A 26,992-nucleotide genomic window follows, 5' to 3' on the forward strand; every position below is an offset into this window, starting at 1 on the left:
CGAACATCCCGACCTCGAGGAGGGATCCGCCGCCAAGCGGCGGGTACGGGACACAAGGGGCCGCGAACTCGAGCGCGCCAGCGCTCAATTGGATACAGCCGCGAACTGGGCGTTGTACAGGTTGTAGTACGCCCCGCGCTCGGCGAGCAGCCGTTCGTGCGTCCCGTGCTCGACGATCCGGCCCTTGTCCATCACCACGATGAGGTCGGCGTCCCGAATCGTCGAAAGCCGATGCGCGATCACGAAACTGGTGCGATCGCGACGCAGGGCCGCGGTGGCGTGCTGGACCAGCGACTCGGTGCGGGTGTCGACCGAGCTGGTCGCCTCGTCCAGGATCAGGATCGACGGCTTGGCCAGGAACGCGCGCGCGATCGTGATCAACTGCTTCTCGCCCGCGCTCACCCCGCCACCCTCTTCGTCGATGACCGTGTCGTAGCCGTCGGGCAGCGAGTGCACGAATCGGTCGACATAGGCAGCGCGCGCGGCGGCGAGGATGTCTTCCTCGGACGCGGAGGGATTGCCGTAGGCGATGTTCTCGCGGATGGTGCCCTTGAACAGCCAGGTGTCCTGCAGCACCATACCGATCCGGGAGCGCAGGTGGTCGCGGGTGATGGTGGTGATGTCGACGTCGTCGATCGCGATGGTGCCCGCGTCGAGTTCGTAGAAGCGCATCAGCAGGTTCACCAGTGTGGTCTTGCCGGCGCCGGTAGGTCCGACGATCGCGACCACGTGCCCGGGATCGGCGACCAGCGAAAGCCGTTCGATGACCGGCGTTTCCGGGTCGTAGCCGAACGACACCGCCTCGAATTCCACCCGCCCGCGATCGACCGGCCGCTGGTTCTCCACCACCGGATCGGGGCTCTGCTCCTCGGCGTCGAGGATCTCGAAGATCCGTTCCGCCGAGGCCACGCCGGACTGCAGCAGGTTCGCCATCGCGCCGATCTGGGTGAGCGGCTGGCTGAACTGGCGCGAGTACTGGATGAACGCCTGCACATCGCCGAGCGAGAGATTGCCGGTGGCCACCCGCAGCCCGCCGACCAGCGCGATGAACACGAAGTTCACGTTCCCGAGGAACATGATCGCCGGCATGATCAGGCCGGAGATGAACTGCGCCTTGAAGCTCGCGTCGTAGAGCTTGTTGTTGCGCTTGTCGAACTCCTCGCCGACCTCACGACCACGACCGAACGCGGTGATGATCTCGTGGCCGGTGTAGGCCTCCTCCACCGAGGAGTTCACCTCACCGGTGAATTTCCACTGGTTGACGAAGTGCGGCTTGGATCGCTTGGCGATCTGCGCGGTGACCACGATCGCGGCGGGCACAGTGAGCAGCGCGATCAGCGCCAGCAGCGGCGAGATCCAGAACATCATGATCAGGATGCCGACCACGGTGAACAGCGAGACCAGCAGCTGGCTCATCGTCTGCTGCAGGCTCTGCGAGACATTGTCGACGTCATTGGTGACGCGGCTGAGCACGTCACCGCGCGGTGCGGTGTCGAAGTAGCGCAGCGGCAACCGGTGCAGCTTCTGTTCCACTTCGTCGCGCAGGCGCTTCACGGTCCGGTTGATCACGATATTGAGCAGGTAGCCCTGCAGCCAGCCGAACAGCGAGGCAGCCACATACAGCACCAGCACCAGCATCAGCACGCGACCGACCGCGTCGAAGTCGATGCCGGTTCCGGGGATCACGTTCATCGCCGAGAGCATGTCGGCGCGGGTGTTCTCGCCCTGGCTGCGCAGCAGTTCGACGGTCTGATCCTTGGTGCGACTGGGTTCGAGCTGTTTGCCGACGAAGCCGTCGAACACCAGGTTCGTCGCCTTGCCGAGCAACCACGGGCCGAGCGTGTTCAGCACGACCGAGGTGATCACCAGCGCCACGATCACGCCGACGGTGAACTTCTCGGGAGCCAGTCTGCTCAGCAGTCGCTTCAGCGACGGTTTGAACGACTTGGCCTTCGTTCCCGGTGCTCCGGGAACGGGTCCACCTGGCCTCATCGGGCTTCCTCCGCGCTCAGCTGGGACTCGACGATCTCGCGGTACTCCGAGCAGCGCTGCATCAAGTGGTCATGGGTTCCGATTCCGACCATCGCGCCGTCCTCGAGGACGACGATCTGGTCGGCGTCGCGAATGGTCTGGATCCGCTGGGCCACGATGATCACCGACGCATCGGCCGTTTCCGGCTTCAGCGCGGCACGCAGCCGGGCGTCGGTGGCCACGTCGAGCGCGGAGAACGAGTCGTCGAAAAGGAAGACGCGCGGCTGCCGCACCAGCGCGCGGGCGATGCACAGACGTTGGCGCTGACCGCCGGACACCGTGGTGCCACCCTGGGCCACCGGGGTGTCGAGACCCTGCGGCATCTCGCGCACGAAATCGGCCGCCTGGGCGACCTCGAGCGCGTGCCAGAGTTCGTCGTCGGTGGCGTCGGGTTTGCCGTAGCGCAGGTTGGTGGCGATGGTTCCCGAGAACAGGTACGCCTTCTGCGGCACCAATCCGATTCCGTTACGCAGCGATTCGAGGTCGAGGTGGCGCACATCGGTGCCGCCGACGTAGACCGCACCATCGGTGACGTCGATCAGCCGCGGGATCAGATTGATCAACGTGGTCTTGCCCGAGCCGGTCGAACCGACCACGGCGGTGGTGGTGCCGGGCGTGGCCGTGAACCGGATGCCGCGCAGCACCGGTTTCTCCGCGCCGGGGTAGGCGAATTCCGCGAACTGCATATCGACCGTGGCCGGATCACTCTTGAAGGGTTGCGGCAGCCGGGGCGGGCGCACCGAGGACTCGGTCTCGAGCACCGCCCCGATCCGATCGGCGGATACCGCGGCACGCGGTGCCATCATCGCCAGGAACGAGGCCATCATGACGGCCATCAGGATCTGCATGACGTAGGACAGCATCGCGGTGAGCGAGCCGATCTGCATCGTGCCGTTGTCCACATGGTGCCCGCCGAACCAGATCACCCCGACGGCGGTCAGATTGCTGATCAACATCACGGTCGGGAACATCAGCGCCATCAGCTTGCCCACGCGCAGCGACGCGTCGGTGAGCGAGGTGTTGGCCATCCCGAAGCGCCAGATCTCCTGGCGCTCCCGCACGAACGCGCGCACCACCCGGATGCCGGTGATCTGCTCGCGCAACACCCGGTTGACCCCGTCGATGCGCTCCTGCATCTGCCGGAACCCCGGCACCATCCTGGCCACGATCGTGCCCATCGCGAGAGCAAGGGCAGGCACCGCGATCAGCAGCAACCACGACAGCCCCAGATCTTCGCGCAGCGCCATGATGACGCCGCCGACGCACATGATCGGCGCCATCACCAGAATCGTCACCGACATCACGATGAGCAGCTGGACCTGCTGGATGTCGTTGGTGGAGCGGGTGATCAGCGACGGAGCGCCGAACATCCCGACCTCCCTCGCCGAGAACGTCTCCACCCGGTGCAGCACCCCACCGCGCATATCCCGCCCCGCACCCATCGCCGCCTGCGCGCCGAAGTACACCGACGCCGCCGAGGCCACGATCTGCACGCAACTCACCGCGAGCATCCACAGGCCGGTGGTCCAGATGAATCCGATATCGCCCTTGGTGACACCGTCGTCGATCAGGTCGGCATTGAGGCTCGGCAGGTAGAGCATCGCGATAACCGAGATCAGCTGGAGGACCAGCACAGCCGCCAATTGCGGCCGGTAGGGGGTGAGGTAGGTCCTCAGCAGGGTGATCAACATGATGGATCGAAGGCTACCTCGCGCAGGTCACCGCTGCCCCGCGGTTTTACCCACCCTGTGGATAAATCGAAGCCTGTGGATAACTCAGGCCCCGGCCGGTGTGCGCGGCTCGCGACGCGCCCATGCGCCCGGGTCAGCGACCAGTTCACCGATGAAACCGGGCAGTCGGTCGGCCGCGATATCGGCGATCGAAACGTTCTCCAGAACCGCCCGGATGTTCACTCGCAGCGCGATCCACACCTGCTGCAACGGTTCCGCCGCACCGGGATAACGCACATCCTCCGGCCGCTGCCCGCGCACCGAAGCCAGCGGCGATTCCACCGCGCGGATCACATCGGCCACCGAGATCTCCGTGGCGGGCCGACCGAGGCGATACCCACCGTCGGGCCCGCGCCTGCTCAGCACGAGCTCGGCGCGACGCAGTTCGGCCAGCACCGTTTCGAGGACTTTCGGCGGGATCTGCGCGGCGGCGGCGATGACCTCGGACTTGACGACGCCATCGGCCGCGGCGAGCTCGAGCAGCGTTCGCACCGCGTAATCGACTCGGGCGGTGATATGCACGTGTCGAACCTACGCGGTCCCGCATGCAGTGAGCACGCAGGTTGCCGCGTCGAGGAGGGTTTTCTCGACCACTTCGTCGGTGGCGCCCGGTACCAGCTCCGACGACAACAGCGCCACCCCGAGCACCTCGATGGCCGCGGCGGCACGCAGCGTCGAGGCCTGGGTCGGTTCGGGTCCGGCCAGCCACAGCCGCAGCTCACGGGTGGGTTCCATCAGATCGGGATAGCGGTCGGTGATGGCGTTGACGATGGCCGCGGTGTCGCGCACGCACAACGCGCCTGCGTCGCGGTGGCGGATCATGCCGCGCAGATAGGTGCGCAGGACGGCGCGGATCCCCTCGTCGTCATAGGGGACGGCGTCGATGTCCTCGACGATGTCGCGCATGTGATCGATGATCGGATCGATGATCGCGAGGAGCAGATCGAGCTTCGACGCGTAGTGGTAGTAGAGCGATGCCTTGGTGATTCCCACCACATCCGCGACTTCGCGCAGGCTCGTCTGCTCGAATCCTTTGGCGGCGAAAAGTGCGACCGCGGCGTCGCGGATCGCCTGTTTGGTGCCCCCACCTGCGGTGACGGTGTCGGCGATGTCTCGGGCGGGCATGGCGCCAATCCTCCCATGATTCAGTGTGACGGATTCGGCGCCCCCAAAATTGAGGTTGCTCCTCCACTTACTCTCTCGGTAGTCTACCTACCGCACGGTAGGCAGAAAACGATGTTGTGGAGGCGGGCCCGAGGGGTGGCCCGTATGTGCTGTCTACGAGCCCTTATCCCACCCGTTCTTCGCGCTAGGAGCACCCGCGTGTCCGTATACCTGTACAGATGGGGAAAGTTCGCTTTCCGCCGCAAATGGATCGTGTTGCCGGTCTGGCTACTGCTGTTCGTGATCCTCGGCGGCCTCGGCGCCACCTTGGCCAAGCCGATGTCCAACGACTTCAGCATGCCCGAACTGCCGTCGGCCCGCGCCAACGAGATCCTCGACAAGCACTTCCCCGGCATGTCCCAGCAGTTCTCCATGGATGCCGTCACCGGCACCTATGTGATCGGCGCGCCGGAGGGCCAGAAGCTCACCGACCCGGCCAACCGCGCGGCGATCGACGCGTTCGTCGCCAAGCTCGGCACCCTCGACATCGTCGACCCCGAGCAGAAGCTGACCAGCCCGATCGAGCTCACCGACCAGATGGGCTGCCTGAGCAACCCTGACCCGTCGAAGTGCTCCTCGGCGCCGCTCAACGTGCTGAACGCGACCGCACCCGACACCGTCGGCGTGCTCAGCGTCCCGTTCACGATCAAGACCATCACCGACGTGACCGACGCCAACCGCGACGCCGCTTTCGACATCGGCGAGGAAGCCCGCAACGCCGGTCTCACCGTCGAACTCAGTGGCTCGATCGCGATGAAGCAGGAACAGCCGAGCGGCAAGTCCGAGCTGATCGGTATGGCGGTCGCGCTGATCGTGATGGTGGTGGCATTCGGTGCCATCGTCGCCGCGGTCGTGCCGATCGTCACCGCCATCGTCGGCCTCGGCGCGGCGACCTCGGTGATCATGCTCGGTACCTCGGTCATGGAAGTTCCGAGCTTCACCACCTTCCTTGCCTCGATGATCGGTATCGCGCTGTCGATCGACTACGCGCTGTTCATCGTCTCCCGGTACAAACACGAACTGGCCGTGCGAGATTCGGCCGAGGAAGCCGCCGGTACCGCGCTCGGCACCGCCGGTTCGGCCGTGGTGTTCGCCGGGCTCACCGTGATCATCGCGCTCGGCGCGCTCGGCATCGTCGGCGTGGAGTTCCTGACCTTCATGGGTCTGGGTGGCGCCATCGCCGCCGCGTTCGCCGTGCTCACCGCCATCACCCTGATGCCCGCGCTGATGGGTGCCTTCGGCAAGGCGCTGTTCAAGCCGAAGCTGCCGCTCGTCGCCCAGCACGACCCCGACGACGACTCCTCGGTGACCAACGGTCAGCGTTTCGCCAAGCTGATCGCCAAGGCACCATGGGTCGCGCTGATCCTGTCGGTGGTCGTGCTCGGTGCGCTCGCCGCGCCCGCCGCCGGTCTGAACCTTGGCCTGCCCGGTGACGACAGCATGCCGAAGACCTCGACCATCCGTAAGGCCTACGACCTGCGGACCGAAGGTTTCGGCGAAGGCAGCAACGGTGTGCTCATGGTCGTCGCCGACCTGTCCGCGACCCCCGAGGGCGAGCGTGACGCCGCGGTCACCGCGCTGCGCGACAAGCTGGCCTCCTACGACGGCATGGACTACGTCACCGAGCCGCAGTGGAGCGAGGACAAGCAGGGCGCCATGCTCAACGGTGTCCCCAAGTCCGGTCCGAACAACCAGGACACCAAGGAACTGGTCGCCGACGCCCGCGGCGCGGAAGCCGATCTGGCCGCGCAGTACGGCATGCAGTACGGCATCACCGGCACCACCGCCATCTACGCCGATGTCGACCATGTGCTGCTCAGCAAGATCGTGCCGTACCTGGCGATCGTGGCCGGTGCCGCGTTCGTGCTGCTGATCCTGGTGTTCCGCTCGATTCTGGTTCCGCTCACCGCGGCGCTCGGCTTCCTGTTGTCGATGGCGGCCACCTTCGGTGCGACCGTGTTGATCTTCCAGGAGGGCGCGTTCGGCCTGATCTCCGATCCACAACCGCTGGTCAGCTTCCTGCCGATCATGTTGATCGGCTTGGTGTTCGGCTTGGCGATGGACTACCAGGTGTTCCTGGTGACCCGCATGCGCGAGGAATTCGTGCACGGTAAGTCGCCCAAGGACGCGATGGTGTCGGGTTACCACCACGGTGCCCGCGTGGTGACCTCGGCCGCGATCATCATGATCTCGGTGTTCGGTTCCTTCATCATGGAAACCGACGTCACCGCGAAGTCGTTCGGTTTCGCGCTGGCCGCCGGTGTGGCGATCGACGCGTTCATCGTCCGCATGATCATCGTGCCCGCGCTGCTGGTGATCATGGGCAAGTGGTCGTGGTGGATGCCGAAGTGGCTCGACCGCATCGTGCCCGATATCGACGTCGAGGGTGCCAAGCTCGAGGAGCTGCGCAACCAGAACGCCGTGACGATGGTGAAGCAGCCGGTTTCGGTCAGCTGATCCGTTCCACACCCGCACGACCCCGCAGTCCGCTACCGGATTGCGGGGTCGTGTTGTTTTCCACATCTGTGCTGGACCGGTGCTTGATATCAGGGTTGCTGGGCAGCAGACTCAAGGGTTAGTTCGACCGGAAGATCCGCGCCACGCACCGATCCTCGAGGAGAACAACCGTGTCCATCTACCTGTACCGGTGGGGCAAGCTGGCCTTCCGCCGCAAATGGATCGTGCTGCCCGTCTGGTTGCTGTTGTTCGTGATCCTCGGCGGCCTCGGCGCCTCCCTGCAGAAGCCGATGACCGACGACTTCTCCATGCCGAACCTGCCCTCCGAACGCGCCACCGACATCCTCGACAAGCACTTCCCCGGCATGTCGGCGGCCTTCGCGTTCGACGCGGTGACCGGCACGTATGTCGTCGGCGCGCCCGCCGGGCAGAAGCTCACCGACCCGGCCAACCGCGCGGCGCTCACCGGGCTGATCGAGCAGATCGGCCGGCTCGACATCGTCGACGATACGAAGCCGATCGAGGATCCGATCACCGCCACCGAGCAAATGGGCTGTCTCACAGCGCAACCCGATCCGTCGACGTGCAGCGGCGCGCCCCTGAACGTGCTGAACAAGACCGCGCCCGACACCGTCGCCTTCTTCAGCGTTCCGTTCACCATCAAAGAGTTCGCCGACGTCACCGCCGAGAACCGCGAGGCCGCCTACAAGGCAGGCGATTCCGCGCGCGCGGCCGGGCTGACGGTCGAGATCAGCGGCACCATCGCGATGGAACAGGAGATGCCGAGCGGCAAGGCCGAGCTGATCGGCATGGCCGTGGCGCTGGTGGTGATGATCGTGGCGTTCGGCGCGATCGTCGCCGCGTTCGTGCCGATCATCACCGCGATCGTCGGCCTCGGTGCCGCGACGTCGTTGATCTTCCTGTCCACGTCGTTCGTGTCGGTGCCGAGTTTCACGACGTTCCTGGCGTCGATGATCGGCATCGCGCTCTCGATCGACTACGCGCTGTTCATCGTCTCCCGCTACAAACACGAACTGCACGTGCAGGATTCGGCCGAGGAAGCCGCCGGTACCGCGCTGGGCACGGCGGGTTCGGCGGTCGTGTTCGCCGGGCTCACCGTGATCATCGCGCTGGTCGGGCTGAGCATCGTCGGTGTCAGGTTCCTGACCTTCATGGGTCTGGGTGGTGCCGTCGCGGCCGCGTTCGCCGTGCTCACCGCCATCACCCTGATGCCCGCGCTGCTCGGCGCCTTCGGCAAGTACCTGTTCAAGCCGAAGCTGCCGCTGATCGCCCAGCACGATCCCGAGGACGACAACGTCGTCACCAACGGCACCCGGGTCGCCAGGGTGATCGCCAAGTTCCCCGCGATCACGATGATCCTGGCGATCGCGGTGCTCGGTCTGCTCGCCGCACCGGCGCTGAACCTGAACCTCGGTCTGCCCGGCGAGGACAGTCTGCCCAAGTCGACCACCGTCCGTAAGGCCTACGACCTGCGCACCGAGGGTTTCGGCGAGGGCAGCAACGGCGTGCTGCAGGTGGCCGTCGACCTCAGCGACACCCCACCCGACCAGCGGCCCGCCGCGCTGAACGCGTTGCGCGAACAGCTGAAGTCCTATCCCGATATGGACCTGGTCACCGAAGCGCAGATGAGCGAAGACGGTGCGGGCGCTCTGATCAACGGCATCCCGAAGACCGGACCGAACGCGCAGTCGACCAAAGACCTCGTGCAGTCTGCGCGTGATGCGGAATCCTCGTTGAACGAGCAGTACAAGATGACGTACGGCATCACCGGCACCACGGCGATCTACGCCGATATCGACCATGTGCTGCTGAGCAAGATCGTGCCGTACATGGCGATCGTGGCCGGTGCCGCGTTCATCTTGCTGATCCTGGTGTTCCGCTCGATCCTCGTCCCGCTCACCGCCGCACTCGGCTTCCTGCTGTCGATGGCGGCCACCTTCGGCGCGACCGTGCTGATCTTCCAGGAGGGCAAGCTCGGGCTGATCGACGACCCACATCCGCTGGTCAGCTTCCTACCGATCATGTTGATCGGCTTGGTATTCGGGCTCGCCATGGACTACCAGGTGTTCCTGGTGACGCGCATGCGCGAGGAATACGTGCACGGCGCCGACCCCACCCAGGCCGTGATCAAGGGCTATCACCACGGTGCGCGCGTGGTGACCTCGGCGGCGATCATCATGATCTCGGTGTTCGGTTCGTTCCTGCTGGAATCCGATCCCACCGCCAAGTCCATGGGCTTCGCGCTGGCCGCGGGCGTGGCCTTGGACGCGTTCGTTGTCCGGATGGTGCTCATCCCGGCTCTGCTTGTGCTGCTGGGCAAGTGGGCGTGGTGGATGCCCAAGTGGCTGGATCGGATCGTGCCCGATATCGATGTCGAGGGCACGCGACTGCAGGAGATCCAGGCCGAGCGGCGCAGGATCGCGCCACCGCAAGGCTGAGTCCGACGGCCGGGGAGCCTTCGGGTTCCCCGGCTACTGACTCGGTTGCGGCACTTGGCATTCGGTGACGCGCGGATTGAGCCCGACGTAGTTCGCAGGCCCCGCCGCGGCGGTGACCGCGATGGTCGCCCAGTCCGAGCATTCGCGCGGAAGTTGAGCGAAGTGGTGCCGCTGGCCCGCGGCGAGCAGCCCGACGGCGACCCAGCCGAGCACAACGAGAACCAGAAGTTTTCCCCCGAGCCCGATCCCGGACTTCGCGGGTGGCGGCTGTCGCCCGCGCATAATCATCGTTCCTTCCCGGATATCGGTGTAACCCAGTCTATTACGCGAGGAATACACCGCAGGTCGGACGAGGTGAATACCCGACAACAGTTCTCGTTCGCTAGCCGGTCTTCCTCGCGCATCGAGCCTTGCCGCATTCGGGCCGAGCGGCGGCAGGCGGGCGGATGCCGTGCCTGATCGCGTTGGCGGCGTGGATTCCGATGGCGAAGTCCTTCAGTTGCTTCAACATATCTCTATGGTCTGACTTCCGCGCCATCGGGAGAAGTGGCGTAGATGACTACTACCGCTAAGATTTAGACATGAGTTCGGTCTCCGTGTTGGCGTACGACGGGATGACGGCATTCGAAACCGGCATCATCATCGAGGTTTTCGGCCTGACCTGGCCCGATATCGACCAGCCCTGGTACGAGCTGAAGATCTGCACCGAAACCCCCGCCCCCATCCGGGTGATCGGCGGCGCGACCATGACCACCCCGTACGGTCTCGCGGAGTTCGCTGCTGCCGACACGGTCGTGGTCCCGAGCGTCGCCGACCCCCGCGCGCCGACCTCGCCGGAACTGATCGACGCGCTTCGGCAGGCGCACAGCAACGGCTCCCGGATCGTCTCGATCTGCTCTGGCGCTTTCGCCCTCGCCGCCGCAGGCCTGCTCGACGGCCGTCGAGCCACCACCCACTGGCGCTACGCCGACCTGCTGCGCGAGCGCTTCCCCCTGGTCGAGGTCGATCCCGAACCCCTCTACACCGACGAAGGCGACATCCTCACCAGCGCAGGTTGCGCCGCCGGCCTCGACCTAGCTCTCCACCTGGTCCGCAACGACCTGGGCGCATCCGTCGCCAATTCCGTCGCCCGCCGACTCGTCATCCAACCCCACCGCACCGGCGGCCAAGCCCAATACATCGAGTCCCCGATTCCCCCCGATCCCCTCGACGCCCCCATCGCCCGCAGCCTCTCCTGGGCCCTCGAACACCTCGCCGACCCGATCGGCATCCCGGACCTGGCCCGCGTAGCAGGCCTGTCCCCCCGCACCTACCTGCGCCATTTCACCCGCGAAACCGGCTCGACCCCGAGCAAATGGCTCATCGCCCAACGAATCCAGGCAGCCTTGGTCATGCTCGAAACCGGCGATGCCCCCATCGAGGAAATCGCGACCGCCGCGGGCTTCGCCACCCCGGTCACCTTCCGTCACCATTTCGCGAAGGCAGTCCACACCTCCCCCTCGGCCTACCGCCGCACCTTCCAGACAAGAAAAAGCCCCTCACCTGCGTGAACAAGTGAGGGGCTCTTGGCGGTGGCGGAGGGATTTGAACCCTCGGAGGGGGGTTACCCCTCACACGCTTTCGAGGCGTGCTCCTTAGGCCGCTCGGACACGCCACCGCCGACTACGGTACCGGACGGGTCCGGGGATTGTTAAATCGGCTGGTCAGCGTTGGTTTTTGAAGAAGGTGTCGAGCAGGGCCACGCAGTCCGGTTCGAGGATGCCGCCGCGAACTTCGGGGCGGTGGTTGAGGCGGCGGTCGCGGACGACGTCCCAGAGGGAGCCGACGGCGCCGGTTTTGGGTTCCCATGCACCGAAGACGACCTTGCCGATTCGCGCCAGAACCAGGGCGCCCGCACACATCGTGCAGGGTTCGAGGGTGACGGCGAGGGTCGCGCCTTCGAGTCGCCAGCCGTCGCCGTGGACTGCGGCGGCCGCGCGTAAGGCGAGGACTTCGGCGTGCGCGGTGGGGTCGCCGAGGGCTTCTCTGGCGTTGGTGGCGCGGGCCAGTTCGCGGCCCTGTGCGTCGAAGACGACGGCGCCGACCGGCACATCGCGCGGGTCGGCGTCGGCTGCGGCCGCTAGCGCGGCGCGCATCATGTCTTCTTCGGTCACCTGGGCAATTTGTCCAGGACCGCGGCGAATTCGTCGGCGAAACCGAGGCGCTGGGCGATCATGCCGAGCTGCTCGTCGGGGTAGAGGTCGGTTTCGGCGATGATCACGCTGAGGACCGGTTCGGGCAGGCCGAGGTCGGCCAGGACACCGAGGTCGCCTTCTTCCCACGGTTCGACGTCGTCGAGGTCGTCGGGGTCGATGTCGGGGATCTCGACATTGAGCGCGTCGAGGACGTCGGCGGCGATGTCGTAGTCGATCGCCGCGGTGGCGTCGGAGACGAGCAGGCGGGTGCCGCTCGGCGCGGGACGCAACACGACGAAGAACTCGTCGTCGACGTCGATCAACCCGAACACCGCACCTGAGCTGCGCAAACTCTTCAGTTCGGTCTCGGCGGCCGACAGATCGTGCAGCGCGTCGTTGCTCAGCGGGCTGACCCGCCACGTGCCTTCTTCGCGGACCACGGCCACTGCGAACCCTTCGACGTCGAAGTCGTCATCCGACGTCGCCCTGTTCGTGCCCGAGCGCTGTGCTGCCATGGACCAAACGGTAGTCTGTCCCACCCCTAATGATGAACTCGTGTGCCAATCTGTTCGCATGAACATCGACCAGCGTGGGGCTGTTTGCGTGCTCGGGACGGGCCTGATCGGCGGTTCATTGCTGCGCGCCGCCGTCGCGTCGGGGTATGCGGCGTTCGGGTACAACCGCTCCGCATCCGGGGTTTCGGCGGCGTGTGCGGACGGTTTCGATGTGTCCGGCGACCTGTCCGCGGTGTTGCGTCGGGCGGCCGAGGTGGATGCGCTGCTGGTGATCGCGGTGCCGATGCCCGCGGTCGACTCCCTGCTGTCCGACATCGCCGCGCTCGCGCCCGGATGCCCGCTGACCGATGTGGTGAGCGTGAAGGGGCCGGTGCTGGGCGCAGTGCGCAAGCATGGGCTCGAGGGGCTGTACGTGGGTGGGCATCCGATGGCAGGCACGTCCCAATCCGGTTGGGCCGCAACCGATTCGGAGCTATTCCAAGGTGCCGTATGGGCCGTGGGAGTGGATGAGGGCACGCAGGTCGAACCGTGGTCGCGGGTGGTGCGATTGGCGTTGGACTGCGGGTCGGTGGTGGTTCCGGTCGTCGCCGAAGAACACGATCAGGCCGTCGCGCGGATCTCACATCTGCCGCATGTGCTGGCCGAAGGGCTGGCCGCCTCGGGAGCCGCCGGCGGGAAGTTGTCGCTCGGCCTGGCGGCGGGTTCGTTCCGCGACGGAACCCGTGTCGCGGGCACCGCGCCGGACCTCGTTCGCGCCATCTGCGAACCGAACGCGACCGCACTGGAACGGGTGCTCGACGAGGCCATCGAGACACTGGTCACTGCCCGCGACGCCCTGCGCGCGGACGGCACTCTCGGCGACCTTGTCGAGACGGGTTTCCAGGGCCGCACCGCCTACGACAACCGCACGACCTGGGATATCACCGGCATCGAGCCAGGCACCGGCGACTGGCTCGGCGAACTGCGTCGCGCAGGCCGCGACGGCGGAGTACTGCGCGCGATCTAACTCGCTCGCGGGCCGTGTTCGATGACGCGATCGACCGACCTCGATTGCCCACCGTTTGGCCTGGTCGGCGCGGACAACCGCACACAGGCGATCCGGTCACGCTCGCAGCGACCACGGCACTGCTATGCGTGCGCCGCTGTCCGCGAAGCACTGTGGTGTCAGGCTCGCTCGGCAAGCCCCGGGTAATCGAGGACGAAACCTTCCGGATCGACCGTCAGGGTGGCGCTCGAGACGGGCGAGAGGACGTTGATGCCGTCGGCCGCGCTCGAATAGGTGAGTTCGGCTTCCTGCACCAGCAGGTCGGGCAATCGCACGTAGACGACCGGTACCTGCACATCGCCGACGGCGTTCTGGAGGCCGAAGCGGCGGATCGGCAGGGTGTTGAAGAACGGGCTCAGCACCACGTCGACGTCGAGTGCACCGGCGAAGGTGGAGCGCACGTGGGTGCCGCCCGCGTCGACGAGCCAGTAGTTCTCCTCGTCGCGCGAGATCGAGGCGTGGCGTTCACCGGCCGCGGTGGTGGTTCGCAGCGACAGTCGCCGGGTGGCCCCCGCTTCGTCGGTGACCAGGTCATACGACGCGCTGAACGCCGGGTGCTCGTCGCTCGCGCTGCCGATCAATCGGCCCGCGGCCCTGATCCGATTGCCGTTCACCGTCACCCGCACCGATTCCATGCGGGTGTTGTCGTGGGCACGCCAGGTGAGCACCGAAGGCCACCGGGAGGCCGGTTTGATCTCGGTGGGGCCGTCGGCCGGGCCCGGGGCTGGGGTCGTCACCTCTCTACGGTAAGCGACACCAGCCCCACGGCTGCACAACACGGGCGCATCACACCAGCGAATCCCGCCATGCGGCGTGCAATCCGGCGAAGCGGCCCTGGCCCGCGATCAGCTCGGTGGGTGAACCGTCTTCCACGATCCGGCCACCGTCGAGCACCAGCACCCGGTCGGCTATGGCCACGGTGGACAGCCGGTGCGCGATGATCACGGCCGTGCGGTCGCGCAGCAGGGTCTCCAGCGCGTGCTGAACCAGCCGCTCACCGGGGATATCCAGGCTGGAGGTGGCCTCGTCGAGCACGATCACGGCCGGATCGGCCAGGAACACCCGCGCGAACGCCACCAGCTGACGCTGCCCCGCCGAAAGCCTGCCGCCACGCGTTCGCACATCGGTGGCGTAGCCATCCGGGAGTCCCGCGACGAACACGTCCAACCCCACCGCACGCGCGGCCGCGGCGACCTCGGCATCGGTCGCGTCGGGCCTGCCGAGCCGGATGTTGTCGGCGATCGTGCCGGAGAACAGGTACGCCTCCTGCGTGATCATCACGACGTGCCTGCGCAACTCGGTATCGGCGAGGTGGCGCAAATCCACACCGTCGAGCGTGATGACGCCACCGCTCGGGTCGTAGAACCGGGTGAGCAGTTTCGCCAGCGTGGACTTGCCCGCACCGGTGGCACCGACGAGCGCCACCACCTGCCCGGCCGGAATCTCCAGGTCGAATTCCGGCAGCACCTCGGCGGCGTTGTAGCCGAACCAAACCTTGTCCATCCGCACCGCACCGCTCGCCCGCTCGAGGACGACCGGCTGTTCGGGCTCGGCGACGGCCGGTTCCTCCTCGAGCACGCCGGAGATCTTCTCCAACGCGGCCGCGGCCGACTGGTAGGAGTTGAACACCTGCGCGAGTTCGTCGAGCGGACCGTAGAACTGGTCGAGGTAGAGCAGGTACGCGGCGAGCACACCGATCGCGAGATTGCCCTCCATCACCTGCCATGCCCCGACCAGCAGCACGATCACCGTGGTCAGCTTGCCGATGAAATTGGACAGCCCCACGTAGTCGCCCATGCCGCGGACCGCCGTGGTGGTCGCCTTCTGGTACGCCGAATCCTCGACCCCGAGGACCTCCTCGTTGCGGTGCTCGCGCCGGAATGCCTGCACCGCCCGCATGCCGCTCATCGATTCGACGAACTGCACGACCACGCGCGAGATGGCACCGCGCGTGCGCCGGTACCCCGCCCGCTGACGCCGCTGCGCCCACCGAGTGACCAGCACCAGCGGCACGAACCCGATCAGCACGATCGAGGCGAGCAGCGGGTCGAGCCAGATCAGCAGCGCCGCGATGGTCACCACCGAGATCACCGCGCTCAGCGCCTGATTCAGCGCGCCTTCGAGCAGCTCCTGCAGTGCTTCGATATCGCTGGTGAGCCGGGTGACGACCTTGCCCGAGGTGTACTTCTCGTGGAACGACACGCTCAACCGCTGCGTGTGCCCGAACGCACGCACCCGCAGGTCGAACAGCACCCGCTGACTCAGCGTCCCGGAGGCCCGCAGGAACGCGAACGTGGTGAGCCCCGACAGCAATGTCACCGCGACGAAACCGGCGACGGTCGCGATCATCGGCGCCCAATTGCCTTGTCGGCCTTGGTCGATGCCGTGGTCGAGCCCGTAGGCGATGAACAGCGGCAGCGATACCTTGGCCGCGTTGTCGAGCAGGATCAGGACGAAGGTGAGAATCGCCTGCTTGCGGTAGGGCCGCACCAGGTCGAGGAGCAAGCGCCGGGATCGCCCGGCCAGCACCAGGTTTCCGGTTCCGGTGACGGTATCGTCCTCCTTGGCGATGCCGCGCCAGTCCGCCGCCAGATCGGACTTCTCCTCCGGCACCGCCTTTTCCGTGGTCTCGGTGCTCATGCTTCACCTCCCATCAGTTCGCGGTAGTGCCTGCTCGTGCGCAGCAATTTCTCGTGGCTGCCCTCGGCGACGATGCGCCCGTCGGCGAGCAGGGCAACACGGTCGGCCAGCGCGGCGGTGGACGGCCGGTGCGCGACCAACAGGGTGGTCGCCCCGGAGAGCACCGCGCGCAGCCGATCCTGCACGCGCTCTTCGGTTTCCACGTCCAGTGCGGAGAGCGGATCGTCGAGGACCATGATCCGGCCGTGCGCTTCGGTGTCACCGGTGAGCACGGCCCTGGCCAGGGCCAGCCGCTGACGCTGTCCACCGGACAGACTCATGCCCTGCTCGCCGATGCGGGTGTCGAGCCCCCACGGCAGCGCGTCGACGAACTCGCTCGCCTGCGCGATGTCGAGCGCCTGGCGCACGTCGGCGTCGGTGGCGTTCGGGTCCCCCAGTGCCACGTTCTCGCGCACGCTGGCCGAGAACAGCACCGGTTCCTCGAAGGCCACCGTCACCACCCGGCGCAGCTCGGCCAATCGCAGGGTGGCGATGTCGACGCCGTCGATGGTGATGCTGCCCGCGCTGACGTCGTAGAGCCGGGGAATCAGTTCGAGCAACGCGGTCTTACCGCTGCCCGTAGCGCCGACGAGCGCAACCGTCTCGCCCGGCCGAATCCGCAGCGAAATCTCTTCCAGCACCGCCTTTTCCGGCCCGTCATCCGATCGCGGGTAGGCGAAGCGGACACGGTCGATGACCAGTTCCCCGTGCAGCGCGGCGGGTAGCTCCGCCGGGTGCGGTGGGTCGGCGATGTCGAGTGGGGTGTCGATGATCTCCCAGTAGCGATCGGCCGCGGTGCGTGCCTCGAACAGCTCCGACAGCAGGAAGCCGAGCCAGATGATCGGCCACTGCAGGAACGTCGCGAGGGTGATGCTCGCGACGAGCGTGCCCATCGTCATCGTCCCGTGCACCACCGAGTAGCCACCCACTCCGAGCGACACCGCGATCGACAAGGTCGGCAGGGTCACCAGCGCCGCCCACAGCGTCGCATCCAGGCGCACCTTCACCATCTCGGTGCGCTGTAACTCGCGGGACAGCGCCGTGAATCGCGCACCGAAGAACCGGCCGCGCCCCAGCGCCTTGAGCACCCGCACACCCTGCGCCGATTCCTGGGCGATGGTGGCCAGGTCACCGGACTGGTCCTGCGAACGCCGCGAGGCCCCTTCGAATCGGCGCACGAATCGCGCGCAGAACACCGTCAGCGGCAGCGAGGTCACCGTGAAGATCAGTCCCACTTGCCAATTCATCGCGAACAGCACGATCAGCCCCGTCGGCATGATCACCCCGTTGACGATCAGGAACGGGCCCGCGAACGCGACGAACCGCCGCATCACCGACATGTCGTCGATGGCGCGGGAGAGCAGCTGACCCGACTGCCAACCGTCGTGGCGTCCGATCGAGAGCGCCTGCAGCTTCGTGAAAAGCTTGGCGCGCATGGTGATCTCGAACATGGTCGAGGGCTTGGACACCAGCCATCGCCTGCCCCACATGCCGAACGATTCGAGTGAGCCGAGCAGGAAGATCAGTGCGACCGGCACCAGCAGACCGACGAAATCCCGCCGCGCGATCGGCCCGTCGATCACCCGCGCGATGACGAGCGGAATCGCGATCGCGGTGCTCGCCATGAGGATCGCCAGCGCGTTGGCCAGCAGCAGCGGCGTTCGATACGGCCGGAGAAAGGGCAGAAACCGCCGCAGCGATCGCATTCCCCCACTCGACCGCGGCGCTGGCCGCTCCGATCTGTCGGCCTCCGATTCGGCGGTCGCCAGCTCTGATGTGACAGACAAAACTCCCCCTTGGTGCCCGGTCGGCTGGTTGGTTTTCCGGAAACGGACGCCCAGTGATGTTCGCACCAGGGTCCGACAAGTTCGGTCCATCAAGCGTCCCAGAGCAGCCCCTCCCCCGGCCACCGATTTTCCGACCGAACCGGCTCGCTCGAGCCGGTGGCCCACTCGGATCCCAGCGGACTCGAGACCTGGTCGCTGTTCGGCCGCCCGATACAATGCGGCGCAAGCGTGAGCTATCACCAGCGCTGAGCAGCGGCCGATCAGGGCCGCGAACTCGAGCGCGTCGGCGTTCCACAGACACAGGGGTCCTGCATGCGGATGGTCGGGTTGTTCGCCGGGATCGGCGGGCTCGAACTCGGCCTGAGCAGGCACGGCTGGTCGTCGGAGTTGTTGTGCGAGATCGACCCCGGCGCCCAGGGCGTGCTCGCCGCGCGGTTCCCCGACACCGATCTGCACGGCGACATCACCCGGTTGCGCTCCCTGCCCGCCCGTACCGAGCTGGTCGCGGCGGGTTTTCCCTGCCAGGACCTTTCGCAAGCCGGACGCACCGCAGGCATCACCGGTCGCCGATCGGGGCTCGTGGACGAGGTGTTCCGGCTGGTGCGCAGGCAGCGCGGTCCGCGGTGGTTGTTGATCGAGAACGTGCCGTTCATGCTCCAGCTCGGGCGCGGTGCGGCCATGCGCCACATCACCGAAGCGCTGGAGGAACTCGGATACACGTGGGCTTACCGGGTCGTCGACGGACGCGCGTTCGGCTTACCCCAGCGGCGTCAGCGCGTGCTGATGCTGGCTTCACGCACCGAGGACCCACGTCAGGTGCTCTTCGGCGACGACGCGGGCCCGCGCGATTACGGCGATCCGGACTGCGATCCGTGCGGCTTCTACTGGACCGAGGGCGTGCGAGGCCTCGGCTGGGCGGTGAACGCGGTGCCCACCCTCAAGGGAGGTTCCGGTCTCGGCATCGCCAGTCCGCCCGCCGTGCGACTGCCCGCGGGCGAGATCGTGACGCCGGGCATCGTCGACGGTGAGCGATTACAGGGCTTCGACGCCGACTGGACGGCCCCCGCCCTCGACGTGCCGGGCGTGCGCCACGGTCACCGCTGGAAACTGGTGGGCAACGCGGTGAGCGTGCGGATGGCGAACTGGGTCGGCGAACGGCTGGCCGCACCGTCGGACCCGCTCACCCTCGGCGAGCCGATCACCGCGGGCCAACCGTGGCCGAGCGCCGCCTGGGGGCATGCTGGTGTGGTGCACCGGGTTCCGCTGTCGACCTGGCCGGTCCACGAGCCCTACGAGGACCTGAAGAACTTCCTCACCGAACCCCGCCTGCTCTCCCCCCGCGCCACCGCCGGATTCCTGCGCCGCACGTCGATGGGGAACCTCCGCTTCCCGCCCGGCTTCCTCGACGACGTCCGCGACCACCTCGACCGCATGGGCGGCTGGGCGGCATGAGCGCGCGGCGCGGTGGGGGTGCGTTGCCCGAGCCGACATCCACACAGGGCCCGCCGCCGCGGACTTCGTCATCGACCGCGCGAAAACTCGTGACCGACTCGGCGACGAGCGCACGCATGTCCAAACAACGCCGCGCGAATACCGGCCCTGAGCTGGCCCTTCGCCGCGAATTACACCGCGCGGGCCTGCGCTATTTCGTCGACCGCCCACCCATCAAGGGCCAGCGCCGACGCGCGGATGTGGTGTTTCCCCGACTGCGGATCGCGATCTACGTCGACGGATGCTTCTGGCATCGCTGCCCTGACCACGCGACCGACCCCAAGAACAACGCGCAGTGGTGGGCCGACAAATTGGCCGGGAATGTGGCCCGTGACCGGGCTACCGATGCCGCGTTGACCGCGGCGGGCTGGCAGGTGGTTCGGGTGTGGGAGCACGAAGATCCACACGCGGCGGCCGAGCAGATCGGCTCACTGGTGCGCGCGCGTTCCCAGCCCTGACCCGGGGTTACTCAGCGACGACGCGGAGTGTTCTCGGCACGAACCCGCACCCGCGCACGCGACGCGTCCACCGCGACGAAACCGGACACGGTCAGCGCGAGGATCGTGGCGAAGCTTGCCAGCGCGATCACATAGCTCATCTGAGACCTTTCCGTTTGGTTGCCACCCACCCTGCCCGGTGAACCTGACAGCAACCTGTGCGTGCCAGGAATGAAACCACGTCCGAGCACTCGCCGCGCCTTATCCGTGCTGGCCGGACCTGCCGAGCACAATGGTCGATGTGACCGAATCCGCACGGCACACCCGTGGCTACTCGTTGCTGATCGCTCTCGCGACAGCCGTCGCCGGCCTGTGCTATTCGTCCTGGCTGCTGGAATTCGTGCTGCCGATCGACACCGACCCGGTCAACTCCTTCCTCAGCGAACTCGACGCCGAGGGCAAGCCCTACCGCGAGGTGTTCGCGACCGCCGACAAGGTGGTCGGCTTCCTACTGATCCCGGCGGCGCTCGGCGGACTGTTCGTCTTTCCGCGCCGCCGGTTGACCACGATCGGCTGGATCGCGCTGCTGTGTTTCGGCGCGTCCACCATCGCCGACACCATGTTTCCGCTGAGCGATTGCGACCCGGCTGCCGAGGAGTGCGGCAGCGGGCTGTTCCCCCAGCTACACCAACCTCACGCGCTGACCAGCACACTCGCCGTCACCTCGATCGCGGTGGCCGCGTTCGCGTTCAGCGTCGCCGCCTACCGCTATCACCGCTGGCGGATTCTGCGCGAGTTCGGCGTCGCGGTATTGGCGATCGGGTCGGCGGCAACCATCTGGATGATGGTCGCCGACAACCTCTCCGGCTCCTACGCACTCGGCATCGCCCAGCGCATCCAGGTTTCCGCGATGTCGGTCTGGCTGCTCGCGCTGGCCGCTGCGGTGCTGGTCGAGGCGCGCGAGCCGACTACTCGACGGTGATCTTCACGGTGTAGCCGTCCAGCTTCGCGGGCAGCTTGGTGGTGTCGACCGCGAGGATCTCGCCGGTGTCCTGGGTACCGTCGGGCAGCGTCTTGGGCTTCAAGCCGAACGGCGGCACCTCGCCTTGGCTCGCCGCAAGACCGAAGTCGCTGTCGTTGGCGATGTAGATGATCTTGCCGCCGTCCAGGGTGGCGATACCTTCGATCTTGTCGTGGCCGAAGAACCTGCCCTTCTCGTCGAGCGCGACGACCAGCGCGGACAAGTCGAGGTTGCTCTTCTTGGCGACGGGGGTGACGCCCGCCTTGGTCAGTGCGGCGACGGCGTCGGCGGTCGGGGTGACGCCGATCAGGGTTTCCAGCGGCTTGCCGTCGATCAGCAGGCCACCCTTCTCGGCGTCATAGGTCGCGCCGGGCACCGTCGACTGCGGGCCGACATCGGTCGCACCCGCGATGTCGATGGTCCAGATCTTCTTGTCCGACTTGGGTGCGAGGTTGCCGTCGCGCTCGTCGACCAGGAAGGTGGTGGCGCTGAGCGCGGTGATCTCCGAGACCGCGACCTTGGACTGCTTCGGGTTCTCCAGCGGGTACAGGAATTCCTTCTGCGCCTTGGTCTTCAGATCGACGGTCACGATCCGCGCGAACGGCACCTCCTTGGCCGAACCGCTCAGGCCCGGAGTGTTGAGCGCGCTCTGCACCACGCCGACCAGGGTGCTGCCGTCGGGCGTGATGGTGAGCCCTTCCATGCCCTGGTTCGGGGTGCGTAAAGCGATCTCCTTCGGCAGGCCGCTACCGGGCGCGAGCCGCTCGATCTCAGTCCCCTTGGCATCGAAATGCACCAGGAACGGGCCGTATTCGTCGGAGACCCAGAAGGTGCCGTCGGCCAGCGCGACCAGCCCCTCGGGATCGATACCGTGATCGGTGGGCGGCAAGACATTGCCCTGCAGATCCTTGATGGTCTCCCCGGTGCTCGCCGAGATGTCGACCTGCCCGTTGAACGGCACACCCGACTTACTGCGCAGCTCGATGCTCGACTGCAGCACAGCCTTGTTGTCGACCAACTCGAACCGGCCGATCTTGGGCACGAAACCCGGTGTCGGCGAGATCTTCTCGTTCTTCGCAGGCCCGTCCACATTGGGCCCACGATCGGTGAGCCCATAGAACTCGTCCGCACTACCCGGCACCGGAGTCCACGCCGAACCGAACCCACTGCCCTGCACGGTGGCCCCGCCGAACTCGCCGAGCACCGGAATGTCGGTGGTGTAGAGGCGAACCGCATCGGTGGTGGTAACGGTGAACTGGTCGAGCCCGGTGTACCCGGCGCTCGGCGTGTAGACGTAGGCACCGTCGGCACGGCGTGTGACATTGCCGTGCTCAGGCTCGAGATCGACCCCGAGCGCCGCGCTCGCGCCCGCTTTGTCCAGCAGTTCGTCGAGCGAGATCACCAACGGCTGATCCTTACCCGCGGTGAAGCGGGCATCGGGATCCGGCGAGCAGCCCGCCACAACGGCGGCAGCGCACAGAGCAGCGGTAAGAGGAAAGAGGCGTAGACCTGGACGTGCGTTCACCCGCCATGCATACCGGCGCGAGCCGACCGGCAGACGACCGGCAAATGAATTGTCATCCACCACGCGGTGGACCATTCTGGCAATCGTGACCACAACTCGGGTGAACATTTCCTCAGCCTCCGATTTCGAAGATGTCGTCGGGTATTCGCGGGCCGTGCGGGTCGGCAACCAGGTCGTCGTCAGTGGCACCACGGCCGCTGTCGCCGGCGGTGGCGCTGTCGGCGGCGACGACATCGGTGCCCAGACCCGTGAGGTCCTGGCCCGTATCGCCACCGCGCTCGAGCAGGCCGGTGCGAGCCTGCGCGACGTGGTTCGTACGCGCATGTTCGTCACCGATATCGCCCGCTGGCCCGAAGTCGCGGCCGCCCATGCCGAGGTGTTCGGCACGATCCGCCCCGCGGCCTCGATGTACGAGGTCACCGCGTTGATCGCCCCCGATCTGCTGGTGGAGATCGAGGCGGACGCGATCATCGCTGGCTGAATCGTCACATGTGCCGACGCCCGCTCGCCGGGGTCGACGGCCGAAATATCCCCAGTTATCCACAGGTTCGGAGTTATCCACAGGGCAATTTCGACGTCGTCGTTTGTCGCGGGGCGGCGGGAGCGGAGGATTACTGTCGGATCTGTGACCAGCGAAACGGCAACTCCGACCGACCTGCTCGATCAGGTCGCCACCTCGACCGCGTGCCTCGATACCGCGATCGGGACGCTCACCGATGCGGCATTGGCTGAACCGTCCCTGTTACCGGGGTGGACTCGCGGGCATGTGCTGGCGCATCTGTCGCGCAATGCCGACAGCCTGCTGAATCTGCTGCTGTGGGCTCGCACGGGGGTCGAGTTGCCGCAGTATCCGAATGTCGAGGTGCGGGATGCCGATATCGAGGCGGGGGCGCCTCGGCCGCTCACCGTGCAGCACGCGGACTTCACCGCCACCGCGCATCGCTGGCAGGCCGTCGCCACCACCATGCCCGCCGCGGAGTGGCAGGCCGAGGTTCGCAATCGCCAGGGCGGCACTCTCACCGCCGATCAGATTCCCTGGATGCGGCTGCGCGAGACCGAGATCCACCACGTGGATCTCGACATCGGCTACACCCCCGCCGACTGGCCGGCACCTTTCGTCGCCCGCTTACTCCCCGAAACCATCACCGACCTCTCCACCAAACTCCACCCCGACGCCACCCCCACTTTCGACATCCAATCCACCGACACAGATTTCATCGCCACCATCGGCCCGGGCCGACCCCACCACACCGTCCTCGGCCCCTCCTGGGCCCTCCTCGGTTGGCTGGTCGGCCGCACCTCGGGCAGCGATCTGACCGGTCCCCTACCGCCGCTCCCGGCCTGGAAGTAGTACCGGCGGAGTAACTCTCCCGGCTCGCCCTGCCGACAGGACGAGCCGATGAGCCAGGCCTAGGGCTTACGAAAGGACTTCCGCCCGAACACAGTTCAGCGAATGCCGATCTTCGGGTCGGAGAATCGGTTGGTGAAGATCTCAGCTGCGGTCAATGTCGGCGGAACAGCCCTGCCGCCCGCATCCAGAATCGGCCGCAGGTCTTCGAGGTTGCGCTGCGTGCGGGCCTGGTCATAGGTGCCGAAGGAGCCGTCGGCCTCGTTCGCCAACAGGCCGAGATCGACGAGCTGCTTCGCGGCGAACTCCGCCTGACCCGCGGGGTACGGATTGAATGCCGGTGTGCGAGAAACGACATCGACGACCTTCGCATTGGCATCGGCCGGTGCCGCGGCGAAGTCGGCGCCCGCCTGCTGCACGATCGGCACCAACTTGGCCAGACACGGTGCCAGCCCGTCGATCTTGTCGGCCCGCACGGAGAGATTCGAGGGGTAGGCATCGAAGCCGGAGTTCTTGATCAGGTCGTAGGCGACGGGCTTCTTCCAAGCACGGGCCTCGTGCTCGTAGACATACGGTTCCGCGCTGGCGAAACCCTGCTGGGCGATCGTGGGATCGGCGACGAAACGTGCTGGGGCGCCGTCGTATCCGGTGTCGATCTGCGACTGCTTCAACAGACCCTTGGCCACCAGCCACTGCGGGAAGATCTGCTCCTTCGACACCACAACGGGCGCATCCGAACGACCGATATCGGCGATCGACTTCCAGTCCGGATGAGTCGCCGGATCCCACATCAGAATGGAGGGACTGTATTTCAGCAACGGCGTCACCCCAACGACCGGCTTGGCCGCGCCCGCCGCGATCACCTGCTCTCCGTGCACCACCCCGAGCGTGACCGCGTCGTCGACATACATCCGCGACGGCACCGACTGGAACCCGATCGCGGGCCCACCCGCGCGCAACTGCAACCGCACACCGGTGTCCTTGCCGCCGGCCACCAGCGGCCCCTCGACCGACTTGGTCTCCTCGTCCACCCGGTACCCGGGACCGAGCAGCTGGAACAGCCCGCCCTGGTCGGACTGCGGCTGCCACTGCAGCTGGATGGTGACCGTGTCCGGACACACCCCGCGCAGAGTCTGTGCGGGCGCCGCGGGTTCGAGGGCGGCGGCTGCGCCACCCTGGTCCGCGGTATCGGAGCCGCAACCGACAACGGCGAGCAGTGCGGCCAGTAGCACTGCTCCCGAGGTAGCAGCGCGCCTACGGTGGTTTTGCATGTCGATCTCCTCGCCGTCGCGGCATTCCCGCGACGTCTACATGCAACGTCCGGGCAGTTTCGCGGCCGTTACGTCTTCACTACATGTCTGTTCTTCCTTCGATTCGGTAATACGGAGGCAATACATGCAATGGACCGTGATGGGATGACTCCACCGTTCACCGTCCCCACCATCGACATCACCCCGTTCCTGACCGATGCCGACGAATCCGGTCGCGCGGCCGTCGCCGCCGAGATCGATGCCGCGTGCCGCGAGGTCGGCTTCATCCAGATCGTCGGCCACGGCATCCCCGACGCGGTGCTCACCGGCCTCACCGACGCGCTCGACGAGTTCTTCGCGCTGCCGTTGGAGGTCAAGAAGCGCTACCGGCGCTCGACCTCGGAGAACCGCGGCTACTCGCCGCCGCGTTCGGAAGCACTGAGCCTGAGTCTCGGTCTGCCGACGGCGAACCAGATGAACGACTTCTACGAGGCCTTCATCGTCGGCACCCAGTCCGCCGACTTCCCCGGCCTCGACCTACCCGCGACGTCCTATGCCGCCAACAACTGGCCCGATGCCGCCCCCGGTTTCCGCCCCGCGATCGACACCTACTTCGCCCACGCACAGCGGTTGTCCCGAATCCTGCTGCGCGCCTTCACCGCAGCCCTGAACCTGCCCGCCGACTACTTCGACACCCTCACCGACCATTCCATCGACGCACTGAAGATGAACAACTACGCCCTCCCCGAAGGCGAACTGCGCCTCGACGGCGACATGACCGGCATGGGCGCGCACACCGACTTCGGCATCCTCACCATCCTGTGGGCCGACCGCGTCCCCGGCCTGCAAGTGCTCGACAAACACGGCCACTGGCACAACGTGGAGCCCGCCGAAGACGCCCTGCTCATCAACCTCGGCGACGCGATGGCCCGCTGGACCAACGACCGCTGGATGTCGACCCTGCACCGCGTCGACCCCCCGATCATCGACGGCCACATCCGCCGCCGCCGCTCGGCCGCCTTCTTCTTCGACGGCAACCACGACGCGATAATCCAAGCCCTCCCCGGCACCCTCGCCCCCGGCGAACAGGGCTACCCCCCGATCACCGTCGCCGACAACATCAACGCCAAAGTCGCAGGCCTCAAAGGCCTGGCCACCCCCGCCCCCACAGCCCGCGAAACCGCCAGAGTCCTGGCCGCCAATCCGACCTGATCCCACCGAATCCGCCCCTGCCGCCCAAGAAGTCGGCGGCGGCCGATAGCCGCCGCCAAGGATTCCGCAACCGACCCGGCCAATCATCAACAGCATGAAATCCTGTGCTGCACTTGGCTTCCAGCTGATCTCCGCCGCCACCCTCGCTGGTATCGGAGCGACCGTCACCGCCGCCCCAGCGTCGGCCGACTCGACCCTCTACGCCTCGATCGCCATTTCGCAGCGGACCGGCGCGACCGGCGCGTCGTGGAACTACTCGAGCCAACGCGATGCCGAGCGGGCCGCGGAAAGGGCCTGCGACGAGCTCGACTGCGAGGCCTACGTCAACGTCGTCAACGGCTACTGCGCCGCCGCCGCCAAGGCGAGGAACGGGAACTGGTCGTGGGCCAGGGACACCACCCGTGGCGTAGCCGCGGCGAACGCCGTCGGCGTCAACTCGGGCCCCCGACCACGGGTGATCAACTCGGTCTGCCAGGATGCCGCCCTCGGCATCGGCGCCATCGAATCCTTCGCATCCGAACAACCCATCGAATGAGAAGCGGGGGGCCGCCAAGAGGGGGGGGGGCGGGGGGTGTGGGGGGCGGGGGGGCGGACACCCAAACCCCTTGTAGGGAGGAACGGAGTGTTGTACTTTTTGGTGAGGGGGGTGGTGGGGGGTGGTGTTGTG

25 protein-coding genes and 1 tRNA gene are annotated in these 26,992 nt (G+C 66.8%); 11 read left to right on the top strand and 15 right to left on the bottom strand.

Translation table 11 applies throughout. The annotated features are described in order from the left end of the window. Positions 1–84: 84 nt before the first annotated feature. The 4 genes from ACFWUP_RS25060 to ACFWUP_RS25075 all read right to left on the bottom strand — a co-directional run bounded on the left by ACFWUP_RS25060 (position 85) and on the right by ACFWUP_RS25075 (position 4,886). Positions 85–1,992 (bottom strand): ABC transporter ATP-binding protein, encoded by a 1,908-nt coding sequence (locus tag ACFWUP_RS25060; RefSeq protein WP_379238238.1) that lies wholly within the window; start codon positions 1,990–1,992, stop codon positions 85–87. Further along, positions 1,989–3,722, bottom strand: a complete 1,734-nt coding sequence (locus ACFWUP_RS25065) for an ABC transporter ATP-binding protein (protein WP_379238240.1) — start codon at positions 3,720–3,722, stop codon at positions 1,989–1,991. The genes ACFWUP_RS25060 and ACFWUP_RS25065 overlap by 4 nt, the downstream gene beginning before the upstream one ends. 84 nt (positions 3,723–3,806) lie before the next feature. Next, positions 3,807–4,283 carry an RrF2 family transcriptional regulator gene (locus ACFWUP_RS25070; RefSeq protein ID WP_379238242.1) on the bottom strand — a complete coding sequence of 159 codons (477 nt, stop codon included), beginning with the start codon at positions 4,281–4,283 and terminating at the stop codon, positions 3,807–3,809. A 9-nt stretch (positions 4,284–4,292) separates the two neighbouring features. Next, positions 4,293–4,886 (bottom strand): TetR/AcrR family transcriptional regulator, encoded by a 594-nt coding sequence (locus tag ACFWUP_RS25075; protein WP_379238244.1) that lies wholly within the window; start codon positions 4,884–4,886, stop codon positions 4,293–4,295. A 198-nt stretch (positions 4,887–5,084) separates the two neighbouring features. Here ACFWUP_RS25075 and ACFWUP_RS25080 point away from each other — a divergent pair, with 198 nt between their 5' ends. Next, a complete protein-coding gene (locus ACFWUP_RS25080) occupies positions 5,085–7,382 on the top strand; it encodes an MMPL family transporter (RefSeq protein ID WP_379238246.1) in 2,298 nt (765 codons plus the stop codon). 170 nt (positions 7,383–7,552) lie between these two features. Next, positions 7,553–9,841, top strand: coding sequence for an MMPL family transporter (locus ACFWUP_RS25085; RefSeq protein ID WP_379238248.1), 2,289 nt, complete (start codon positions 7,553–7,555; stop codon positions 9,839–9,841). 33 nt (positions 9,842–9,874) lie between these two features. Here ACFWUP_RS25085 and ACFWUP_RS25090 read toward each other — a convergent pair whose 3' ends face one another. Both ACFWUP_RS25090 and ACFWUP_RS25095 read right to left on the bottom strand, forming a co-directional pair. Beyond that, positions 9,875–10,123 carry a hypothetical protein gene (locus ACFWUP_RS25090; RefSeq protein ID WP_379238250.1) on the bottom strand — a complete coding sequence of 83 codons (249 nt, stop codon included), beginning with the start codon at positions 10,121–10,123 and terminating at the stop codon, positions 9,875–9,877. A gap of 100 nt (positions 10,124–10,223) precedes the next feature. Continuing rightward, on the bottom strand, positions 10,224–10,352 hold the full coding sequence (locus ACFWUP_RS25095) for a hypothetical protein (protein ID WP_379238252.1): 129 nt from the start codon (positions 10,350–10,352) through the stop codon (positions 10,224–10,226). A gap of 70 nt (positions 10,353–10,422) precedes the next feature. Between ACFWUP_RS25095 and ACFWUP_RS25100 the strand changes: the two genes are divergently transcribed. Next, the gene (locus tag ACFWUP_RS25100) at positions 10,423–11,391 is read left to right on the top strand and encodes a GlxA family transcriptional regulator (RefSeq protein WP_379238254.1); all 969 of its coding nucleotides are present in this window, start codon (positions 10,423–10,425) and stop codon (positions 11,389–11,391) included. Positions 11,392–11,407: 16 nt separating this feature from the next. Here the strand turns inward: ACFWUP_RS25100 and ACFWUP_RS25105 are convergent. The 3 genes from ACFWUP_RS25105 to ACFWUP_RS25115 all read right to left on the bottom strand — a co-directional run bounded on the left by ACFWUP_RS25105 (position 11,408) and on the right by ACFWUP_RS25115 (position 12,530). Continuing rightward, positions 11,408–11,498: transfer RNA gene (locus ACFWUP_RS25105), tRNA-Ser, on the bottom strand. A 46-nt stretch (positions 11,499–11,544) separates the two neighbouring features. Further along, positions 11,545–11,979: a nucleoside deaminase gene (locus ACFWUP_RS25110; RefSeq protein WP_378638685.1), complete on the bottom strand. Its 435-nt coding sequence runs from the start codon at positions 11,977–11,979 to the stop codon at positions 11,545–11,547. Between the two features lie 11 nt (positions 11,980–11,990). Next, positions 11,991–12,530: a tRNA adenosine deaminase-associated protein gene (locus tag ACFWUP_RS25115; protein WP_379238256.1), complete on the bottom strand. Its 540-nt coding sequence runs from the start codon at positions 12,528–12,530 to the stop codon at positions 11,991–11,993. A gap of 58 nt (positions 12,531–12,588) precedes the next feature. Here ACFWUP_RS25115 and ACFWUP_RS25120 point away from each other — a divergent pair, with 58 nt between their 5' ends. Continuing rightward, complete coding sequence (locus ACFWUP_RS25120; protein WP_379238258.1) at positions 12,589–13,536, top strand: prephenate dehydrogenase; 948 nt, start codon at positions 12,589–12,591, stop codon at positions 13,534–13,536. Between the two features lie 158 nt (positions 13,537–13,694). Here the strand turns inward: ACFWUP_RS25120 and ACFWUP_RS25125 are convergent, their stop codons facing one another. Genes ACFWUP_RS25125 through ACFWUP_RS25135 form a run of 3 tightly spaced genes read right to left on the bottom strand, consistent with a single transcriptional unit; the run spans position 13,695 to position 17,960 of the window. Further along, entirely contained in the window at positions 13,695–14,312 is a 618-nt protein-coding gene (locus ACFWUP_RS25125) for a putative glycolipid-binding domain-containing protein (RefSeq protein ID WP_379238259.1), read from the bottom strand. Between the two features lie 49 nt (positions 14,313–14,361). Beyond that, positions 14,362–16,215, bottom strand: a complete 1,854-nt coding sequence (locus tag ACFWUP_RS25130) for an ABC transporter ATP-binding protein (RefSeq protein ID WP_379238261.1) — start codon at positions 16,213–16,215, stop codon at positions 14,362–14,364. Further along, positions 16,212–17,960 (bottom strand): ABC transporter ATP-binding protein, encoded by a 1,749-nt coding sequence (locus ACFWUP_RS25135; protein ID WP_379238263.1) that lies wholly within the window; start codon positions 17,958–17,960, stop codon positions 16,212–16,214. The genes ACFWUP_RS25130 and ACFWUP_RS25135 overlap by 4 nt, the downstream gene beginning before the upstream one ends. Positions 17,961–18,359: 399 nt before the next feature. Between ACFWUP_RS25135 and ACFWUP_RS25140 the strand changes: the two genes are divergently transcribed. After that, a complete protein-coding gene (locus ACFWUP_RS25140; protein ID WP_379238306.1) occupies positions 18,360–19,493 on the top strand; it encodes a DNA cytosine methyltransferase in 1,134 nt (377 codons plus the stop codon). An 89-nt stretch (positions 19,494–19,582) separates the two neighbouring features. Next, complete coding sequence (locus ACFWUP_RS25145; protein WP_379238265.1) at positions 19,583–19,990, top strand: very short patch repair endonuclease; 408 nt, start codon at positions 19,583–19,585, stop codon at positions 19,988–19,990. An 11-nt stretch (positions 19,991–20,001) separates the two neighbouring features. Here ACFWUP_RS25145 and ACFWUP_RS25150 read toward each other — a convergent pair whose 3' ends face one another. Further along, complete coding sequence (locus tag ACFWUP_RS25150; protein ID WP_379238267.1) at positions 20,002–20,130, bottom strand: hypothetical protein; 129 nt, start codon at positions 20,128–20,130, stop codon at positions 20,002–20,004. Positions 20,131–20,270: 140 nt separating this feature from the next. Here ACFWUP_RS25150 and ACFWUP_RS25155 point away from each other — a divergent pair, with 140 nt between their 5' ends. After that, positions 20,271–20,951 (top strand): DUF998 domain-containing protein, encoded by a 681-nt coding sequence (locus ACFWUP_RS25155; protein ID WP_379238269.1) that lies wholly within the window; start codon positions 20,271–20,273, stop codon positions 20,949–20,951. On the opposite strand, the gene ACFWUP_RS25160 is transcribed toward ACFWUP_RS25155, so the two are convergent. After that, complete coding sequence (locus tag ACFWUP_RS25160) at positions 20,938–22,515, bottom strand: esterase-like activity of phytase family protein (RefSeq protein ID WP_379238271.1); 1,578 nt, start codon at positions 22,513–22,515, stop codon at positions 20,938–20,940. The genes ACFWUP_RS25155 and ACFWUP_RS25160 overlap by 14 nt on opposite strands. 85 nt (positions 22,516–22,600) lie before the next feature. Here ACFWUP_RS25160 and ACFWUP_RS25165 point away from each other — a divergent pair, with 85 nt between their 5' ends. Both ACFWUP_RS25165 and ACFWUP_RS25170 read left to right on the top strand, forming a co-directional pair. Continuing rightward, positions 22,601–22,996, top strand: a complete 396-nt coding sequence (locus ACFWUP_RS25165; protein WP_379238273.1) for a RidA family protein — start codon at positions 22,601–22,603, stop codon at positions 22,994–22,996. Positions 22,997–23,140: 144 nt separating this feature from the next. Then, positions 23,141–23,866: a maleylpyruvate isomerase family mycothiol-dependent enzyme gene (locus ACFWUP_RS25170; RefSeq protein ID WP_379238275.1), complete on the top strand. Its 726-nt coding sequence runs from the start codon at positions 23,141–23,143 to the stop codon at positions 23,864–23,866. A gap of 95 nt (positions 23,867–23,961) precedes the next feature. Here the strand turns inward: ACFWUP_RS25170 and ACFWUP_RS25175 are convergent, their stop codons facing one another. Then, positions 23,962–25,134: a nitrate ABC transporter substrate-binding protein gene (locus ACFWUP_RS25175; RefSeq protein WP_379238277.1), complete on the bottom strand. Its 1,173-nt coding sequence runs from the start codon at positions 25,132–25,134 to the stop codon at positions 23,962–23,964. A gap of 144 nt (positions 25,135–25,278) precedes the next feature. Between ACFWUP_RS25175 and ACFWUP_RS25180 the strand changes: the two genes are divergently transcribed. After that, the gene (locus tag ACFWUP_RS25180; RefSeq protein WP_379238279.1) at positions 25,279–26,325 is read left to right on the top strand and encodes an isopenicillin N synthase family dioxygenase; all 1,047 of its coding nucleotides are present in this window, start codon (positions 25,279–25,281) and stop codon (positions 26,323–26,325) included. A 94-nt stretch (positions 26,326–26,419) separates the two neighbouring features. Continuing rightward, positions 26,420–26,860, top strand: coding sequence for a DUF4189 domain-containing protein (locus tag ACFWUP_RS25185; RefSeq protein WP_379238281.1), 441 nt, complete (start codon positions 26,420–26,422; stop codon positions 26,858–26,860). Positions 26,861–26,992 lie beyond the last annotated feature (132 nt).

Origin of the sequence: Nocardia sp. NPDC058658 (genome assembly GCF_042716665.1) — a bacterium.
Lineage (GTDB): Bacteria > Actinomycetota > Actinomycetes > Mycobacteriales > Mycobacteriaceae > Nocardia.